Below are 17887 nucleotides of genomic sequence, written 5' to 3' on the forward strand. Positions count from 1 at the left end.
TCCCGGCATGAACGTGCTGATCCTGGGTGGCTCCGGATTCCTGGGCACGGCCGTGGCGCAGGCGTGCGAACGTAACGGCGCCACCGTCCGGGTGCTCTCCCGCAGCGGCCGCACCGCCGTCGGCGAGGGCGTCCGCGGCGACGTACGGCTGCCGCGCCTCGGCCTGTCCGCCGCCGACCTGGCCCGGGTCCGGGAGGAGACCACCCATGTGGTGTTCTGCTTCGGCTCGGTGTCCTGGACCTCGGGCCCCGGTGAGGTGCTGGAGACCCACAGCTCCGGGATGCGCTCCGCGCTGGCCTTCCTGCGCGAACTGCCCGGGCTGCGGCAGGCCGTGCACATCTCCTCGCTGCTGGCGCTCGGCCGCGCCAAGGGCCGGATCACCAACCGCGAGCTGTACACCGGCCAGCGCTTCCGCAACTGGTACGAGTACGGCAAGTACTGCGCCGAACGACTGGTCCGGGACACCGCCCCCGAACTGCCCGTCGGCGTCGTCCGCTTCGGCCCGGTGCTCGGCCCCGACCCGCGCGGCGGACGGCCCGACACCCGGCACGGACTGCCGATGGTCTTCCCGCATCTGCTCGCCGGATATCCGGTGCACCTGGCCCGGCGCGGGGAGTTCCCCTGCTGGATCACCGACGCCACCTCCGCCGCGCAGATCGTGCTGAAGGCGCTCACCGCGCCCATCGGCCGGTCCACCTGGACCTGGTTCGACCCCGCGCTGCCCACCCTCGGCGAGGTCTTCACCGAGGTGTGCCGCCCCTGGGGCGTGGTGCCGAAGATCGTCGAGGCCGGGCCGCTCGGCCGGCTCACCCGCCTGATCGGCGAACGGGTCGGTACGCCACGGGAGCTGACCGAGTACACCGAGCCCTGGTTCGACCTGGACGTCGATGTCCTCAAGGAGATCCCCGAGCCCTGGCCCGTCCCCGACCCCGACTACCTCGGGGCCACCGGTGAGGCGCTGCGCGGCGGTACGGAGAGGAGGGCCCTCGTATGACCGAGCAGGTCACCGAACAGTCCACCGAGCGACCCGCGTCCGTCGACACCGACCCGCATCCCTGCTTCCGCGTCTACTCGGCGGGCAACTTCGGCGAAGTGGCCCCGCAGCGGCTCTCGCCCATGTCCTGGTCGCTGGTGGGCGACCCGATGGAGCGCGGCACCCGCGCCCTGGCCCGGCGGCTGTGGGGCCGCCCGGCCTGGGCCGAGGGCGGGCACTACGTGTTCGTCGGCTACTTCGGCTGCCGCCCGTACCACAACCTGGCCGCCTACTGTCATCTGTCCGCCTCCATCCCGGGACTACAGCCGAGCGACGTCACCGACGCCTACTTCGAGGGCATCGACTCCCCGGAGGAGCTGACCGCGCTGCGCTCCGGCCGGGTCCGCCAGGTCGCGGGCAGCGCCAAGCTGCTGGGCGAGCTGCGCGACACCGGGCCTCGGCTGCGCGCCCTGGAGGAGCGGGTCGCCGAGCTGGAGTGGGGGCTGCGCGCCGCGACCACCACGGACAACCCCATCGCGCTGGCCGGGGTGCTGCGCGACGCGCTGCCCGTCCTCGAAGAGGCCTGGGCGGTGCACATCCTGACCACCTCCGGGCTGGTGCCGGTCCGCGCGCTCCAGCGGCGCGTCTACGGCAAGCTGCTGCGGCACGGCAAGGAGATCGCGCACTGGCTGACCCGCCCGCGCGAACTGGTCTGGGACCGGCTGCACACCGCGGCGTCCACCCTGGACCCGTTCGGCCCCGGCGACTTCCTGGCCTCCTCCTTCTACGAGGTCGCCGACGGGCAGGCGCCCTGGCAGGACTACGCGGTGCGGCACAAGCAGGTGGCGGCCGGCAGCGGCGAGGCGTCCGTGGCGCCGATCGACCCGGCCGAGGCGCTGGCCGGGATGGTCTCGCCCTGGCGCAGCCGCACCGTACGGTCGCTGGCGGTCGCCGTCGGCGAGATGATGGCCGGACGCGAGCACTCCAAGTCCCTGGCGATGCGCACCCTGCACGTCTACCGCCGGCTGCTGCCCGCGCTGGCGGGGCAACTCGGCGGCGACGCCGACCTGTGGCCGTATCTGACGATCCGGGAGTTCACCGAGCTGGCCACCCGGCCGGGGCTGATCGAGCGGGCCCGGCCGCGGATCGAGGCCTGCCGGGCCGCGCTCGCCACCCCGATGCCCGAACACCTCGACCTCACCGGCGACGACGGTGTGATCCGGCCCTGGCTGAGCCAGACGCCCCAGGGGCTGCGCGGGGTGGCGCCCGGCATCGGCACCGGCACGGTGATGACCCCCGAGGGCGATCTGCCCGACGAACCCGTGATCATCGTCTGCTCGTCCGCCGACGCGGACATCGCCCCGCTGCTGCCCTTCGCCGAGGGCGTGCTGAGCGAACGCGGCAGCGATCTGTCGCATATCGCGATCCTCTCCCGCGAGTACGGGATTCCGTGCGTCGTGGGCTATCCCGGCGCGGCCTCGCTGCCTGCGGGCACGGCCGTCTCCATCAACGGCAGTACCGGAGAGGTGAACATCCTTGACCATTCCTGACTCCGCGCAGACCGCCCGGACATCCGTCAATTCCGAGACCCTGACCGCCCTGGAAGAGGTCTACGCCCAGGTCAAGCGGGTCCAGCGGGATCTGCGGCCGACCGACCGCATCGTCCAGGACCTGGAGATCGACTCGCTGGCCACCCTGGAGATCCTGCTGGCCCTGGAGGAACGCTTCGGCGTGGCGCTGGTCGACAACCCCAAGGCCGCCACCATCACGACGGTCGGCGACCTCGTCGGACTCCTCGACGAACTGCGCGCCGACGCCACCACGACATGACGACGGGAGAGACCGTGCTTCCCGACACCGCCGCCTTCGACGTCCTGCACACCCTGGTCATCAAGGGCATGGCCCCGGCCGGCCCCCTGGTGGCGGGCGCCGGGCACGACCGCGAGGACGTCCTCGCCGCACTGGAGAAACTGCGGGCCGACGGGCTCGCCACCCATATGGAGCGGCGCGGGCTGTGGCGCATCACGGCCGAGGGCCGCGAGCGGCACGCCGCGCTGATCGCCGACGACCTGGCGGGCGATGCCCGGGACCGGCTGCGACCGGGATACGAGCGCTTCCTGCCGGTGAACGACCGGTTCAAGGAGCTGTGCACCCGCTGGCAGCTCCGCGACGGCGCCACCAACGACCACACCGACGCGGCGTACGACCAGGCGCGGGTGGCCGAACTCGGCGCCGTGCACGACGAGGCCGTGGAGGTGATCGGTGGGCTCGCCGCCGTACGCCCCCGCTTCGGGGCCTACGCCGACGGGCTCACCCGCGCCCTGACCCGGCTGCGCGACGGCGACCCCAAGGCGTTCACCGGCGTCATGTGCGACTCGTACCACGACGTCTGGATGGAGCTGCACCGCGATCTGCTGCTCTCGCTGGGGATCGAGCGGGAGGCCGAGGAGCGGGCGGGGACGCCACGGTGAGCGGCGCGGACGCCCGGGTGAGCGGCGCGGACACCGTGCTGCGGCTCACCGGTGAACTCGGCGACGGCGACCGGGGCGCGGTCGGCGGCAAGGCCGTGGGGCTCGCCGCGCTGCTGCGCGCCGGGGTGGCCGTCCCCGACACCTGGGTGGTGCCGGTCGGCGCCGAGCCAGCCGCCGACGACCTCGGCCGGCTGGCGGCGGCCGCCCCGCGCTGGGCGGTGCGCAGCTCGGCCACGGTCGAGGACGGGGCGGCGCTCAGCTACGCGGGCATGTTCCGCAGCGAACTCGACGTCCCCGCCGACGAGTTGGCCGCCGCCATCGCCGCCGTACGGGACTCCGCGCGCAGCGGCCGCGTCGCCGCGTACCGGGAGCGCACCGCCTCCGGCCCGGTGCTGGAGGTCGGGATGGCGGTGCTGCTGCAGCCGTTCCGTACCCCGGTGCGCAGCGGGCTGTGGCTGGGCCGCGGCCCCGGCCGGGGGCGGCTGGAGTGGGTGCACGGCAGCGGCGACGCCCTGGTCTCCGGCGCCGTCACCCCCGCCTGGGAGGAGTGGACGCCCGAGGGACCCGCCGGGGGATCGGAGCCGGAGCCGCTGACCGACGACGGCCGGCCGGTCGGCGCGGCGTGCGTCGCCGTGCAGGACGCCCTCGGCATGTCCGCCGACCTGGAATTCGCCCTGCTCGAAGACGGCCTGGTGTGGCTTCAGTTCCGGCCGATGACCACCGCGCTGGGGGAGTCGCCGGGGCCCGCCGCCGGGAGGGACGAGAAGGTCGTCCACGGCATCGCGGCCTCCGCCGGGGCGGCCACCGCCCCGGCGCTGCGGCTGCGGGGCATCGACGACCCCCGCTGGGAGCCGGGCGCGGTGCTGCTCGCCGAGCAGACCGACCCGGACTGGGTCCCGCTGATGGCGGAGGCCGCCGCCCTGGTCACCGCCGAGGGCGGCATGCTGTGCCACGCCGCCATCGTGGCCCGCGAACTCGGGGTGCCCTGTGTGACCGGGGTCGGCGCGGCGGCGCTGGAGCGGCTGTCCGCAGGCGGCCCGGTGGCGGTCGACGGCTCGGCGGGGACGGTGGCGATCCTGTGACCCCGGTACGTGAGGAGCTGGCCGATCTCGCCGATGAGCAGCGGGAGTTCGGCGCGCTGGTACGGTCCCTCGACGACACCGACTTCGGCCGTGACTCGGCGGCGGACGGCTGGACCGTGGCCGACCAGGTGTCCCATCTGGCCGACACCGAGGAGGTCGCCCGCGACACCCTGGCGGGCGGCCCGCGCGCCTTCGCCGCCGCCGTCCCCGAGTATCCGACCGCCGAGGACTTCACCGCCGCCGGATGCCGCCGGGGTGACGGGCTGTCGCCCGGGGATCTCGCCGCCTGGTGGGACCGCGCCGGTACCACGACCCGCCGGCTGCTGGCGGAACGCGCCCCCGGCGACCGCGTGGCCTGGGGCTTCGGCATGACCACCGAGGTGTTCGCCACCGCCCGGCTCATGGAGCACTGGGCGCACGGCCTGGACATCCGCGACGCGCTGGGGCTTGCCGTGCCCGAGACGCCCCGGCTGCGCCACATCGCCGCGCTCGGCCACGCCACCCTGCGCTACGCCCTGGCCCGCGCCCGGGTGCGCCCGCCCGCGGGCCGCACCCTGCGGCTGGAGCTGACGGCCGGTGACGGCACCGGCTACGCATACGGGCCCGAGGACGCGACCGATGTGCTGCGCGGCCCGCTGCTGGCATGGTGCCGGGCCGCGACCCGGCGCACCAGAGGCGCCCCGGCGGGGCAGCTGACGGCCGACGGGGACCTCGCCGAACTCGCGCTGCTGCACGCGCGGGCCTATCTGTGAAAACGAGTCAGGAGGGTAGTGTGACCTGATGGTCAAGGTGGAGAAAGAACAGTCAATCGCCTGTACACCGGAAGCCTTCCTCGACTTCGTGATGGACATCGAACGCTACGTCGAAGTCGATGACAAGGTCGGACCGATCTCCTGGGTGCGCAGGAACGGAAATCTCACCGAGTTCAAATTCCAGCCCAAGCTGCCCGGACTTCCCCTTCCGGAGCCGAAAGCCGTGGCCCAGATGCGGCTCACGCCGGGCTCGTGCATCGACATCCGGCTGGCGCCGCTGCCGCTGAACAAGTTCAATCACCGGATGGCCGAGTTCAGCGCCCGGTTCTCCTGTGTGCCGGTGGACGGCGGCATCCGGGCCACCCGCATGATTTCTTTCTCGTTCAACCCGGTCACCCGCTGGATGCTCGATCCGGTTCTGCGGCGTACTCTCCCCGGGTCGGTCGAGCGGGAACTGCGGCTGAGCAAGCAGATTCTGGAAAGGGCCGCGAGCGGCTAGCCTCCGGGGAACGACGACAGGGGGAAACCCATGGCGATATCGGCGGACGACGACACTCCGGCCCCGGCCGGGGAACAGCACGCGCATGTCATCGTGATCGGCGCGGGTTTATCGGGAATCGCCGCCGCGGTCAAACTGCGACGCGGCGGCATCACCGACTTCCTGGTCCTGGAGAAGGCCGACCGGGTCGGCGGGACGTGGCGGGAGAACACGTATCCGGGATGCGCCGTCGACATCCCCTCGCCGATCTACTCCTTCTCCTTCCACCCCAACCCGGGCTGGAGCAGGAATTTCGTCGGCCAGCCCGAGCTGCTGTCCTACATCGAGGACACGGTGGAGAAATTCCGGCTCGCCCCGGCGCTGCGCTTCGGCACCGAACTGCTGGAGGCCGCCTGGTCCGGGGACCGCCGCCGCTGGATCCTCGACACCAGCCAGGGGCGCTTCGTCGCCCAGCACGTCATCTTCGCCTCCGGTCTGCTCCATGAGCCGACCACGCCCTCCCTGCCCGGTCTGGACGGATTCCCCGGCGAAACCTTCCACTCGGCCCGCTGGAACCACGACGTGGACCTCACCGGCAAGCGGGTCGCCGTCATCGGCACCGGCTGCTCGGGCATCCAGATCGTGCCGGAGATCCAGCCGCACGTGCGGCAGCTGTACGTCTTCCAGCGCACCGCCGCCTGGGTGATGCCCCGGCTCGACTTCCGCGTCCCGAAGCCCGTACGGCGGCTCTTCCGGTACGTACCCGTCACCCAGCGGCTGTTCCGCGGCGCCTGCGACAGCTTCCTGAAGACGCTCGCCCTGGTCATGCGCCGCGCGAGCTTCGCCCGGCTGCTCACCCCGGTCGGCAAGGGCGCCCTCAAGCGCCAGGTGCCCGATCCCGAGCTGCGCGCCCGGCTGACACCGGACTTCACCATCGGCTGCAAGCGGCTGCTGCTGTCGAACACCTACCTCCCGGCCATGTCCCGGCCCAACGTCCGGCTCGTGCCGCACGCCCTCGCCGGGGCCAGCGGCAGCGAGCTGATCGCGGCGAACGGCGACCGGGTGGAGGCGGACGTGATCGTGTTCGCCTCGGGCTTCGAGATGCGCCATCCGCCGATCGCGTCACGCATCCGGGGGCGCGACGGCCGGCTGTTGTCCGAGATCTGGAAGACCAAGAGCCCCGAGGCCTACCGGGCCACCACCCTGCCCGCCCTGCCCAACGCCTATCTGCTGCTCGGCCCGAACATCGTGATGTACAACTCGCTGCTCGCCCTCGCCGAGGCCCAGCTCGACTACATCGTGGACGCGATACGCACCGCACGCGCCCGGGGCATCGACGCCCTGGAGATCCGGCCCGAGCCGTTCCGCTCGTTCAACGACGAGGTGCAGCGCGGCCTCGCCTCGACCGTCTACAACACCGGCGGATGCAGCAGCGTCTATCTCGACGAAAAGGGCAAGAACTTTGTCACCTGGCCATGGTCCACCAAAAGGCTGCGCAACGACCTGGCCCGATTCGACATCGAGAACTACGCGACGACCCCTGCGGAGCGCTGAATGTACGACTACACCCAGCCCTTGAGCCGGAGCGAGGCGAGCCGGGCCAAAGTGCGGCAGCAGACCGATATCGACGTGGGCGGCACACAATGGGCCCTGCTGCCGGATGTGTTCTCCCCGGCGGACTCCAAGTCCAGCCTGGCCCATCTGTCCCTGCTGCAATTCCCGGTCGGCGGCACGTTCCTCGAGATCGGCTCCGGCATCGGGCTGATCGCCGTGCAAGCCGCTCTCGCGGGCTGCCGCTCCGTATACGCCACCGATCTCAATCCGGCGGCGGTCAAGAACACCGAACTCAACGCCGAGCGTTTCGGCGTCGCGGACCGGGTCACCTGCGTCCACAGCGATCTGTTCGACGCGCTCCACGACGTGCCCGCGTTCGACGTGGTCTACTGGCACTCCAACAATGTGTGGGCGCCGCCGGAACTCGATCTCACCGCGCACGAGCTGGCCTATGTCGACCCCGGATACGAGGCACACCAGCGGTATTTCCGCGAGGCACGGAATCACCTCGCACCCGGGGGCCGGGTGCTGATCGCGCTGAGCAGCCGGGCCGGCCGCGCCGAATTGGACGAGCTGGCGGCGGCCGAGGAACAGCGGCTGATCACCCTCGACTCCACCACCGTGGACGAGCCGGAAGGCCCCGTGGTCTACGAACTGCTGGAACTCGTCACGCGGTGACCCGGACATCCGGAAACCCGGCCCATTCCGAGAAGAGGCCCACCCTTGATCTTCGACAAGCTGCTGAGTCTGCCCAGTGACGCCGAACCCTGGATCGTCGACCATCAGCCGATCGCCGTCACCGCCGAGGACGAGAAGGTACGGCCGGGCGATGTCGCCGACGCCGCCGCCCGTGGCGCGACCGCGCTGCGGTCCCACGGCGTCGAGCCGGGACGGCGGTGCGTCGTCTGGCTGGAGTCCCCGACCGACATCATCGTCGCCTACGCGGCCATCACCGCTCTCGACGCCGTGCCCATCCTCATGAGCCCGACCCTCTCCGGCCCGGACGTCGCCTCCATGGTGGAGAACGTCTCCGGCATCACCGCCGTCGTCTCCACCGACGACCGGCTCGCGACGAGCGAGAAGACCTTCCCGGAGATCGGCACGTTCATCGACTGGCGCGACATCGCCGCCGAACTCCCCGCCCACAAGCGGATATCCCGGCCCCGCGAGGTCGCCTCCGACGCCCCGTACGTCGTCGTCCACACCTCCGGCACCACCGGCACCCCCAAGCTGGCCGAATGCTCCAGCGCCAGCATCCGGTTCAACGCCCGCGTCCAGGCCGTCATCCACTGGCTGTCCCGGCTGGACGGCCATCTCGCCCTCGCCATCTCACCCGTGCACGGCCGGACCGTGGTCGGCATCCTCGCCGCCCTCATGCGCAAGGCGCCGCTGCTGCTCCTGGAGGACGACTCCCCGGACAACGTGGACCGGATGCTCAAACGGCACCGCCCCAGCTATCTGGAGACCCACCCCAACACCTTCCGCGCCTGGCAGCACCTCGCGCCCGGCGGCGCGTTCCGCTCGATCCGCTTCTTCGGCGCCGGATTCGACGTCATCCACCCGGACACGGTCAGCGCCCTGCTGAAGGGCTCGGACCACCGCTTCGCCGTCTGCGTCGAGGTCTACGGGCAGAACGAGACCGGGCCCATCTCCATCCGCAGCCACCTCAAGGGCACCCAGAAGCCGCTGCGCGCCCTGCGCCGGCTGCGCCGCGCCAAGCTGCTGCGCGGCCATCCGGCCGGGCCCCACTTCCCGTTCTGCCGGGTCCGCATCGTCGACGACTCGGGGCGGCCCGTACCGGCCGGCACCCCCGGGCGCATGGTGGTGCACACCCCCGGCGTCTTCTCCGGATACATCAACCGGCCCGATCTGACGTCCAAGAACTACCCCGACAAGCGCTGGTGGGACACCGGCGACTGGGGCACCAAATCCCGCACCGGACGCATCACCCTGATCGACCGCCAGGTCGACAAGGTCTCCGGATCCGTCAGCGGCATCGGCATCGAGGACATCCTGCTGGAGAAGTTCCCCGAATTCCTCGAACTCGTCGTCCTGGAGATGGACGGCACCCTCCAGCCCGTCCTCTCCCTGCGCCCCGGCGCCGAATTCCGCCGCAGGGCCTGGGAATCGGCGTCCCACCGGCTCGCCCCGATGGCCGAGCCCGTGGTCATCCCCGACAGCGAATTCCCCCGCACGGTCACCGGAAAGATCAAACGGGAGCAGCTGAAGAAAACGCTGACCGCACGGCGCCTTTCCGTCGGCGTCTGAGGGAGGGTTCACATGACGGCCACCAGCGCGCCGGACACCACCAAGATACCGATCGCCACCAAACTCATCGGCTACGTCCAACTCGGCAAGGTCCGGATCTACCACCACGCCTACGGCTGGATACTCGCCCTGCTCCTGCTGCGCCTGGACGGCCGGGTCGGGGGCGACACGGCGGCCGCCCTCGCCCTGACCCTGCTCATGGTGTGCGCCACCCAGTGGAGCGGAGGCGCAGCCGACGACCTCGGCGGCTTCCGGGACGGCAGCGACGCCCGCAACTACGCGGGCCGCCCCGCCTCCACCGTCGCCAAGAAGCCGCTGCTCACCGGGGTGCTGACGGAAGGGGACGCGGTCCGGTTCGGCGTCGTGATGTGGCTGATCGCGATCGCCGCCGGGCTCGGCGCCGTGGCCAGCCTGGACGGCACGGCGCCGCCGGCCGCCGTCCTGGTGATGCTCGTGGGGCAGATCGCCTCGGTCCAGTATTCGATCGGACTGAAACTCAGCTATCTGCCCGGCGGCCTGGAAGCCACCATCTTCTATGTCATCGGCTGTATCGGCCTGGTGCCGTACTGGCTGATCGCGGGCCACGTCACCACCGAATCCCTCATCACCAGCGCACTGGTCGGACTGTGGTTCCTGCTGATCGTGTCCTACGGAAACGCGTCCGACAAAGAAGGCGACTCCGAGGTCTCCCGCTACACCATGGCGGTCCTTCTCCCGCCCAAGGGGTTCAAGGTATTCCTCACCCTGCTCTTCGCCGCCAGCGTCACCCTGCTGACCCTGCTGTTCACCACCACCCGATTCGACCCGCTGCTCGGGCTGACCGTCGTGCCCGTCGTCGTGCTCCACGCCGTACAGCTCTATTACGGTGCCGGAAAGGAAGAGTGGCGAAAGGCGCGTTTCATCGGACTCAGCTCGGTCGATCTGGGATGTCTGGGCCTGGCGCTCGCTTTCGTTCTCGCATGACCGCGTGGAGTGGGAGAGCAGTGCAGTGAACGGCGATATGACGGCGGCCTGCATCACCGGCTTCGGCGGTGCCGACGACATCCGGACCGGGCCGCTGCCCCGCCCCGTGCCAGGGCCGGGCGAAGCGCTCGTGCGGGTCGAGGCGGTGGCGGCCAACCACGTGGACACCTTCGTCCGCTCCGGCGCGTACGCCACCGAGGTGCCCTTCCCCTTCGTCATCGGACGCGACCTGGTCGGCACCGTGGAGAGCCCCGCCGAGGCCCCCGCCGGGACCTTCGCCCCCGGCGACCGGGTGTGGTGCAACAGCCTGGGCCACGACGGCCGGCAGGGCTCGTTCGCCCAGTACGCCGCCGTCCCCGTGGACCGGCTTTATCCGCTGCCCGCCGGGGTCGACCCGGTAGCGGCGGTGTCCGTGCTGCACACCGCAGGGACCGCACACCTGGGCCTGTTCCGGGAGGCCCGCCTGCGGGCGGGGGAGACGGTCCTCGTCGAGGGCGCGGGCGGCGGCGTGGGCAGCGCCGTGGTCCAGCTCGCCACCGCGGCCGGGGCGCGCGTCATCGCCGTCGACCGCGCCGAGAACGCCGAGTGGTGCCGTGGCTGCGGTGCGGACCAGGTCCTGGACCGCGCCGATCCGGAGGTGCACGCCGCGGTCCGCCGCCTCGCCCCGGACGGGGTCGACGTGCTGTGGGACTGCTCCGGGTGGCATGACCTCGAGACGACGATTCCGCTGCTCGCCCGGGGCGGCCGCGTCGTCCTGATGGCCGGGCTGCGGGCGCGCGCCGTACTGCCCGTCGGCGCCGTCTACACCCGCGACATCAGCCTGCACGGCTTCGTCATCAGCAACGCCTCGGTGGCGGACCTCGCGGACGCCGCCGGGACCATCAACCGCGAGCTGGCGAGCGGCCGGCTGCGCGGCAGGATCCGCGTCCGGCTTCCGCTGACGGAGGCGGCGCGGGCCCACCGCCTGCTGGAGGGCCGTGCGGGCGGCCCCGGCGGCCCGGGCCGCATCGTGCTGATCCCCTGACCGAGAAGGAAGGAAGGCCGTACGTGTCCCCTCCGAACAACAAGCCGCGTCTGCTCGGCAAGGAATGGTGGGAACAGCGATTTCTGCGGATGTACGACTCCTGGCGGGACCCGGTGACCTGGCATGTCACCGCGACCCCGAACGGCCCCGGTGATCTGCGGCAGTTCAGGCGCCGCCGGTTCGCCCTGCTGGTCACCTACAAGCGCAGCGGCGACCCCGTCCCGTCGGCGATGTGGTTCGGCCTCAAGGACGGACGCGCCTATCTGCGCACCGGCTGCGACTCCTGGAAGGTGCGGCGGATGCGCAACAACGACCAGGTGCTGTTCGCGCCGTCCAACATCCGCGGCAAACCCAAGGGCGCGGTCATCCCGTGCACCGCGCGCATCCTGCCGGACGAGGAGAAGCCGGGCGCCGCACAGATCATCGTGGACTCGTACGGCAAGGGCCGGAAGCTCTACGACCGCACGGTGGCCACGGTGTACGAGGAGGCCGCGTACATCGAGATCACCCCGAACGCCCTGCTGAAGGCCGAAGCCGAACGGAAGGCTCAGCGCGCCCGCGACTAGGCGTCCACCAAGCGCCGGGCGCGTCCGGGACCTCCCCGGACGCGCCCGGCGCTTTCGTACGCCGCCTACTTCTCCCGCAGGCCCACCTTGGCGTGCAGCGCCCGCAGCGGCTTCGGCGCCCACCAGTTGCCCTTGCCGACCAGCCGCATGAAGGCCGGGACCAGGGTGCCCCGGACCAGCGTGGCGTCCATCAGCACCGCGAGCGCCAGCCCGATCCCGATCGCCTTGAGATAGACGATGCCGGAGATCAGGAAGCCCAGGAACACGATGGCGATCAGCACCGCCGCGGCCGTGATCATCGAACCGGTGCGCTCCAGGCCACGGGCGACCGACGCCACGTTGTCCCCGGTTCTGTCGTACTCCTCCTTGATCCGGGACAGCAGGAACACCTCGTAGTCCATCGACAGCCCGAACGCGATGCAGAACAGCAGCACCGGCACGGTCCAGGTGATCGAGTCCGTGACCACGAAGTCGCCCACGATCCCCTCCAGATGCCCATCCTGGAACCCCCACACCAGCACGCCCAGCGTGGCGCTCAGGCTCAGGCAGTTGAGGACCAGCGCCTTGAGGGGCAGCAGCAGGGAGCCGGTGAAGAGGAACAGCACGGTGAAGGAGCTGGCGGCGATCACCGCGAGCGCCACCGGCAGCCGGGCGTTCATCGAGTCGATGGAGTCGGTCAGCTCGGCCGCGGGCCCGCCCACCTGGACGGGGTAGGGCGCCGGGAGGGCCCTGATGTCCGCGACCAGCGCGCGGCCCTCCTCCGACAGCGACTGGTGGCTCGGCACCACGGACAGATAGGTGCTGTGGCCGGAGCCGAAGCGCGCCGAGAGGGCCGACGGCCGCTGTACCAGCCGCCCGTGGGCGAACGTCCCGGCCTCGCCGTCCACCCGCGACACATCGCCGAGCTTCGACAGCCGCTCGGCGTACGGGGCCACCTTCCGGTCACCGGGCCCGGACGTCCCGTCGAGGACCACGTTGAGCGCCTGGGTCTCCTGGGCCGGGAAGGTGTCCCGGATGTCGCCGCCCACCTGCCGGGCCTGGCTCTCGGCGGGCAGCACCCGCTCGTCCGGCAGGCTCAGCCGCAGATCGAGGAAGGGCGCGCCGAGCAGCAGCAGGAGCGCGGTGACGGCGCCCGCGACCGGCAGCGGGAACCGCATCACACCGGTGGCCAGCCGGTGCCAGAAGCCCTCCCCGGACTCCCCGGAGCCGCCGTCCACCGCCTTCGGTGTGCGGCGGCGCAGGACGCGCCCCTTCTCGATGCGGTGGTCCAGCACCTTCAGCAGCGCGGGCAGGAAGGTGAGCGAGACGAACGCGGCGAGCAGGGCGGTCGGGATCCCGGCGTACGCGAACGAGCGCAGGAAGTAGAACGGGAACACCAGCAGCGCCCCGAGCGCCAGGGTCACCGTCACCGCGGAGAACAGCACGGTGCGGCCCGCGGTGCGCAGCGTCGTGGCGATGGCCTGGTCGGTCCGCGCCCCCTGGCCGCGCTCCTCCCGGTAGCGCTTGATGAGGATCAGGCTGTAGTCGATCGCGAGGCCGAGCCCGAGGCCGGTGGTGACGTTGCTGGCGAGCGCGGAGACCTCGGTGAACAGGGTCAGGATCCGGATGACCAGCAGGACGGACAGGATGGTCAGTCCGCTGACCATCAGCGGCACCAGGGCGGCGACCACGCTGCGGAACACGAACAGCATCACGATCAGCAGGACCGGGAAGGTCACCGCCTCGATCTTGATGAGGTCCTTTTCCGTGGTCTCGGACATCTCCTTGTCGGCCAGCGCGTTGCCGCCCACCCGGACGTCGAGCCCTTCGGCGCGGTCCTCGTACCGGCTCTCCAGCCGCTTGAAGGTGTTCTGGACCCGGTCCTCGTCGCCGGAGATCCGGGCCATCAGCAGCGCCTGCCGGCCGTCCTTCGCGCGCAGCGGCTCGGCCTTGCCCAGCGACCAGTACGACGCGGCCTGCTCGACCCCGGGCTCATGGGCGACGCGTTCGGTGAGCCGGGCGCCGGCGGCGGCCACGGCGGGGGAGTCCACGCCCCGCTTGTCGGATATGAGCAGGACGAAGTCCGGGGCGCCCGCCCGGAATCGGTCGTCCATGACCTTCGCGGTCTTCGCCGATTCCGTCGAGTCGTCGACGAACCCGCCGGCGGACAGCTCCTGGATCACTCCGCCGCCCAGCGCGCCCGCTATGACCAGCAGCGCTCCGGACAGATACAGCACCAGTTTGCTGCGGCGGCAGGTGAACCGGGCCAGTGAGGCGAACAATGGGGCTAACCCTTCTCGCGCTGCGGCTTCCCTTGCGAGCGGTTGACGCGCAGGGCGCGCAGCAGCGTGGACGGTGCGGCCAGGGAACGGGGATGGGTGCGCATGTACGTCACCGAGTTGAACCGCACGGCGACGGACCGGTCGGTGATCGAGGCGGCGGCGATCTGCTCGGCGAACCACTTCGAGAGGCGGTAGCCGCGCGGGTACGGGCCCGTCACATCCGGGCGGGCCAGATCGGCCGAGGTGGATATCTGCCAGGCCGCGTCCACCACCACGCGCTGCCGGGCGAAGAAGCCGTGGGCGGGGGCGCCGAGGTCCGGCCGGGAGCGCAGATACTCCGACAGGGCGGAGGCGTGCAGGGTCGCCGAGGACATGCCCTGTCCGTAGATCGGGTTGAACGAGGCGACCGCGTCCCCGACGCTGATCAGCCGGGCGGGGAACCGGGTGAGGAGATGGAAGTCCCGGCGGCGGCTGTCGGCCTGGTGGTAGGGGAGGATCTCGCCCAGCTGATCGCCCGCGACCGCCTCGCGGTAGACCGGCGGCAGTTCGCCGCACAGCTTCCGGAACTCCGCCACGTCCCGGATCGGCGGCTGTTTTCCGTAGTTGGCCAGGGTGATCAGCCAGCGGTCGCCCTCGATGGCGGTGATCGCCCCGCTCGCCACCCGTGGCGGGGTCGCGGTCGGGGTCCGGTAAGCGATGGCCGCGGCCAGCTCCGGGGCGGCGTCGGCGCGCCGGAAGTAGCCGGTGGCGTAGTCGATGTCGATGGCCATGCGCCGCATCGCGGGCCGCTGCCAGCCGTTCCGCTCCAGCCAGTCGCCGAGCTTGCTGGCCCGCCCCATGGCGTCGACGACGAAGTCCGCCTCCTCGACCCATTCGTCCCCGTCCGCCCCGCACCGCACCCCGGTGACGGCGCCCACGCGGAATTCCAGGCCCCGGGCGCGGCAGGTGAGCACCTTCACATTGGGCAGGGCCAGGGTGCGCCGCCGGACCAGCGACTCCAGGAACGGGCGGCTGCTGGAGATCAGCCCCATCGTGCCGTCGCTCACCTTCGGGACGCCGTCGGCGTAGGCGCGGATGGTGTACGGGGACGAAATGATCGCGCCGCCCGCCCGTGCCTCGTCCTCGAACCCCGGGAACAGCCGCCGCAACTGCATCCGGCCGCCGTGCATCAGGGTGTGCAACTGCCCGTCGTGCGGGGTGCCCGGCCGCGGGGCGGCGGTATCGGGTAACGCGTCCCGCTCGACGATCACCACGCTCTCGGCGTGATCGGACAGCACCCGCGCCGCCAGCATTCCGGCCAGACTCCCGCCGAGCACCACGGCCTTGCCCATCAGGACGTCGGTATTCGTGATCGGTTTGTCAGTACTGAGCCGGGCGAACACACGAGCGGCAGACTCCATCACGAAACCTCCAGACTGGTTACATGCATCAACCAGGCACTGCTGGGTAGGCGCACGAATCCGTCCGAGGAAGAGAGAGAAAAGCTGTGCCTGCCCTGACCGATTCCGATGCCCCCGCCGCAGCCCGGCACCCCATGCTCCACCGCGCCATCAAGCGGCGCAAGAACCCTCCGCTGCGGCGCAGTGACATTACGGTCACCAAGGAGAAGGACGTTCACCGCGCGGTCAAAGCCGCTGCTCTGGGCAACGCCATGGAGTGGTTCGACTTCGGGATCTACAGCTATCTCGCGGTCACCATCGGCAAGGTCTTCTTTCCCGGCGGCAACGCCACGATCCAGGTCCTGTCCTCCTTCGCGACGTTCGCGGTGGCCTTTCTCGTACGGCCGGTGGGAGGTATGTTTTTCGGGCCGCTCGGTGACCGCATCGGGCGGAAGAAGGTGCTGTCCTTCACCATGATCATGATGGCGACGAGTACGCTCGCCATCGGCCTCATCCCGGGCTATCACTCCATCGGCTACGCCTCGCCCGCGCTCCTCATCCTGTTCCGCATGTTGCAGGGATTCTCCACCGGCGGTGAATACGGCGGCGCGTCCACGTTCATCGCCGAATACGCCCCCGACAAGCGGCGCGGCTACTTCGGCAGCTTCCTCGAATTCGGCACCCTCATCGGCTACACCTCCGCGGCCGGACTGGTGACCATCCTGACCGTGACGCTCTCCGACGACACGATGAACTCCTGGGGCTGGCGCATCCCGTTCCTGGTCGCCGCCCCCATCGGACTCGTCGGCCTGTATCTGCGGCTGAAGCTGGACGAGACCCCCGCCTTCCAGAAGCTGGAGGAGGAGGCGTCCGCGGCGCAGGAGCGCACGACGCTGCCGTTCTGGCAGGTGTTCCGGACCCAGTGGCGCGCGATGGTGCTGTGCATGGCGCTGGTCGCCGCGTACAACATCACCGACTACATGCTGCTGTCGTACATGCCGACGTACCTCTCGGAAACCCTCCACTACAGCAGCACCAGCGCCCTCGTCTCGATCATCATCGTGATGCTGGTGCTCATGGCAGCCATCACCTTCGTCGGCCGGCTCTCCGACCGCATCGGCCGCAAGCCCGCGCTGATGGCCGGGTCCATCGGCTTCTTCGTCCTCGCGGTGCCCTCCTTCCTGCTCATCAAGCAGGGCGGCATCGTCCCCGTCTTCGCCGGTCTGCTGCTGCTGGGCATGTGTCTGCTGCCCTACGTCGCCGTGATGTCGGCCTCCCTGCCCGCGCTCTTCCCGACCGACGTGCGCTACGGCTCGCTGTCCATCGCCTTCAACATCTCCGTGTCCCTCTTCGGCGGCACCACCCCGCTGGTCGTCGAGGCCCTGGTCAGCGGCACCGGCGACGATCTGATGCCCGCGTACTACACGATGCTCGCGGCGATCGTCGGCATCATCGCCTCGGCCGTGATGAAGGAGACCGCCCGCAAGCCGCTGGAGGGCTCGCCGCCTTCGGTCGCGACCAAGGAGGAAGCCATCGCCCTGGTCGAGTCCCAGTCCCAGCAGGTGAACCAGCGCCCCTGATCCGGGCGCCCCGCCCCGACGTCATTACCCCTGCGGTAATCGACCCCCTCGCACCTCCGGCGGCACAGTGAAGGCATCGGGTTCCGGGCCGGCGCACTCCGGTCCGGGATCCGGATCCGAGACCTCGCACAGGCCGCTCGCGGCCGCCCAGGAGGGGACGACATGACCGACTACGACACCGCCGTGGCCCGCTACTTCGAGGCGTGGAACGCCACCGGGCCGCAGGCCATCGCCATGGCCGTCGCCGCCGCCTGGACGGAGGACGGCGGCTACACCGACCCGCTGGCCGACGTACGCGGGTACGAGCAGCTGGCCGCCGTCATCGCCGGGGCCCACGAGCAGTTCCCCGGCTTCGAGTTCCGCCGGCTGGGCAGCGCCGACGGGCACCATGACATCGCCCGCTTCGGCTGGGAGCTGGTGGCGCCCGACGGGTCCGCGCCGGTCGCCGGATTCGACGTGATCACCCTCGCCGAGGACGGCCGCATCCGCTCCGTCCTCGGCTTCCTGGACCGGGTGCCCACGGCCGCGTGATCCCG

At 71.0% G+C, this 17887-nt stretch carries 17 protein-coding genes; 15 read left to right on the top strand and 2 right to left on the bottom strand.

Going from position 1 to position 17887, the window contains the following annotated elements; genetic code table 11:
- The first annotated feature begins 7 nt into the window (after positions 1 to 7).
- The 13 genes from ACFZCY_RS19915 to ACFZCY_RS19975 are packed head-to-tail and all read left to right on the top strand — an operon-like array spanning position 8 to position 12131.
- Positions 8 to 994 (top strand): SDR family oxidoreductase, encoded by a 987-nt coding sequence (locus ACFZCY_RS19915; protein ID WP_391174542.1) that lies wholly within the window; start codon positions 8 to 10, stop codon positions 992 to 994.
- Entirely contained in the window at positions 991 to 2523 is a 1533-nt protein-coding gene (locus ACFZCY_RS19920; protein WP_391174545.1) for a PEP-utilizing enzyme, read from the top strand. The genes ACFZCY_RS19915 and ACFZCY_RS19920 overlap by 4 nt, the downstream gene beginning before the upstream one ends.
- Complete coding sequence (locus ACFZCY_RS19925; RefSeq protein ID WP_391174547.1) at positions 2510 to 2803, top strand: phosphopantetheine-binding protein; 294 nt, start codon at positions 2510 to 2512, stop codon at positions 2801 to 2803. Before ACFZCY_RS19920 ends, ACFZCY_RS19925 begins: the two co-directional genes overlap by 14 nt.
- Positions 2800 to 3444 (top strand): transcriptional regulator, encoded by a 645-nt coding sequence (locus tag ACFZCY_RS19930; protein ID WP_391174550.1) that lies wholly within the window; start codon positions 2800 to 2802, stop codon positions 3442 to 3444. The genes ACFZCY_RS19925 and ACFZCY_RS19930 overlap by 4 nt, the downstream gene beginning before the upstream one ends.
- The gene (locus tag ACFZCY_RS19935) at positions 3441 to 4526 is read left to right on the top strand and encodes a PEP-utilizing enzyme (RefSeq protein ID WP_391174553.1); all 1086 of its coding nucleotides are present in this window, start codon (positions 3441 to 3443) and stop codon (positions 4524 to 4526) included. Before ACFZCY_RS19930 ends, ACFZCY_RS19935 begins: the two co-directional genes overlap by 4 nt.
- Entirely contained in the window at positions 4523 to 5278 is a 756-nt protein-coding gene (locus ACFZCY_RS19940; protein WP_391174556.1) for a maleylpyruvate isomerase family mycothiol-dependent enzyme, read from the top strand. The genes ACFZCY_RS19935 and ACFZCY_RS19940 overlap by 4 nt, the downstream gene beginning before the upstream one ends.
- A gap of 28 nt (positions 5279 to 5306) precedes the next feature.
- Positions 5307 to 5777, top strand: coding sequence for an SRPBCC family protein (locus tag ACFZCY_RS19945; RefSeq protein ID WP_391174559.1), 471 nt, complete (start codon positions 5307 to 5309; stop codon positions 5775 to 5777).
- Between the two features lie 30 nt (positions 5778 to 5807).
- Entirely contained in the window at positions 5808 to 7310 is a 1503-nt protein-coding gene (locus ACFZCY_RS19950; protein WP_391174562.1) for an NAD(P)-binding domain-containing protein, read from the top strand.
- A complete protein-coding gene (locus ACFZCY_RS19955; RefSeq protein ID WP_391174564.1) occupies positions 7311 to 7988 on the top strand; it encodes a methyltransferase in 678 nt (225 codons plus the stop codon).
- Positions 7989 to 8033: 45 nt separating this feature from the next.
- The gene (locus ACFZCY_RS19960) at positions 8034 to 9578 is read left to right on the top strand and encodes an AMP-binding protein (protein WP_391174567.1); all 1545 of its coding nucleotides are present in this window, start codon (positions 8034 to 8036) and stop codon (positions 9576 to 9578) included.
- Between the two features lie 12 nt (positions 9579 to 9590).
- Positions 9591 to 10541, top strand: a complete 951-nt coding sequence (locus ACFZCY_RS19965) for a UbiA family prenyltransferase (RefSeq protein ID WP_391174570.1) — start codon at positions 9591 to 9593, stop codon at positions 10539 to 10541.
- A gap of 37 nt (positions 10542 to 10578) precedes the next feature.
- Entirely contained in the window at positions 10579 to 11565 is a 987-nt protein-coding gene (locus ACFZCY_RS19970; RefSeq protein ID WP_391174573.1) for a zinc-binding dehydrogenase, read from the top strand.
- Positions 11566 to 11588: 23 nt separating this feature from the next.
- Positions 11589 to 12131, top strand: a complete 543-nt coding sequence (locus ACFZCY_RS19975) for a PPOX class F420-dependent oxidoreductase (protein ID WP_391174576.1) — start codon at positions 11589 to 11591, stop codon at positions 12129 to 12131.
- Positions 12132 to 12196: 65 nt separating this feature from the next.
- On the opposite strand, the gene ACFZCY_RS19980 is transcribed toward ACFZCY_RS19975, so the two are convergent.
- Positions 12197 to 14392 (bottom strand): MMPL family transporter, encoded by a 2196-nt coding sequence (locus ACFZCY_RS19980; protein ID WP_391174579.1) that lies wholly within the window; start codon positions 14390 to 14392, stop codon positions 12197 to 12199.
- A gap of 5 nt (positions 14393 to 14397) precedes the next feature.
- On the bottom strand, positions 14398 to 15723 hold the full coding sequence (locus ACFZCY_RS19985) for an FAD-dependent oxidoreductase (RefSeq protein ID WP_391174581.1): 1326 nt from the start codon (positions 15721 to 15723) through the stop codon (positions 14398 to 14400).
- Between the two features lie 203 nt (positions 15724 to 15926).
- Between ACFZCY_RS19985 and proP the strand changes: the two genes are divergently transcribed.
- Positions 15927 to 17351, top strand: a complete 1425-nt coding sequence (gene proP / locus ACFZCY_RS19990; protein ID WP_391175904.1) for a glycine betaine/L-proline transporter ProP — start codon at positions 15927 to 15929, stop codon at positions 17349 to 17351.
- Positions 17352 to 17513: 162 nt separating this feature from the next.
- Positions 17514 to 17882: a nuclear transport factor 2 family protein gene (locus ACFZCY_RS19995; RefSeq protein WP_391174584.1), complete on the top strand. Its 369-nt coding sequence runs from the start codon at positions 17514 to 17516 to the stop codon at positions 17880 to 17882.
- Positions 17883 to 17887 lie beyond the last annotated feature (5 nt).

Origin of the sequence: Streptomyces sp. NPDC007983, assembly GCF_042958345.1 — a bacterium.
In the GTDB taxonomy this organism is placed as follows: domain Bacteria; phylum Actinomycetota; class Actinomycetes; order Streptomycetales; family Streptomycetaceae; genus Streptomyces.

Bases quoted from the DNA above. Each gene is read 5' to 3' on its own strand.
- proP (WP_391175904.1), top strand. From the start codon at position 15,927: ATGCTCCACCGCGCCATCAAGCGGCGCAAGAACCCTCCGCTGCGGCGC.
- ACFZCY_RS19945 (WP_391174559.1), top strand. From the start codon at position 5,307: ATGGTCAAGGTGGAGAAAGAACAGTCAATCGCCTGTACACCGGAAGCC.
- ACFZCY_RS19915 (WP_391174542.1), top strand. From the start codon at position 8: ATGAACGTGCTGATCCTGGGTGGCTCCGGATTCCTGGGCACGGCCGTG.
- ACFZCY_RS19930 (WP_391174550.1), top strand. From the start codon at position 2,800: ATGACGACGGGAGAGACCGTGCTTCCCGACACCGCCGCCTTCGACGTC.
- ACFZCY_RS19995 (WP_391174584.1), top strand. From the start codon at position 17,514: ATGACCGACTACGACACCGCCGTGGCCCGCTACTTCGAGGCGTGGAAC.
- ACFZCY_RS19965 (WP_391174570.1), top strand. From the start codon at position 9,591: ATGACGGCCACCAGCGCGCCGGACACCACCAAGATACCGATCGCCACC.
- ACFZCY_RS19985 (WP_391174581.1), bottom strand. From the start codon at position 15,723: ATGGGCAAGGCCGTGGTGCTCGGCGGGAGTCTGGCCGGAATGCTGGCG.
- ACFZCY_RS19955 (WP_391174564.1), top strand. From the start codon at position 7,311: ATGTACGACTACACCCAGCCCTTGAGCCGGAGCGAGGCGAGCCGGGCC.
- ACFZCY_RS19920 (WP_391174545.1), top strand. From the start codon at position 991: ATGACCGAGCAGGTCACCGAACAGTCCACCGAGCGACCCGCGTCCGTC.
- ACFZCY_RS19950 (WP_391174562.1), top strand. From the start codon at position 5,808: ATGGCGATATCGGCGGACGACGACACTCCGGCCCCGGCCGGGGAACAG.
- ACFZCY_RS19970 (WP_391174573.1), top strand. From the start codon at position 10,579: ATGACGGCGGCCTGCATCACCGGCTTCGGCGGTGCCGACGACATCCGG.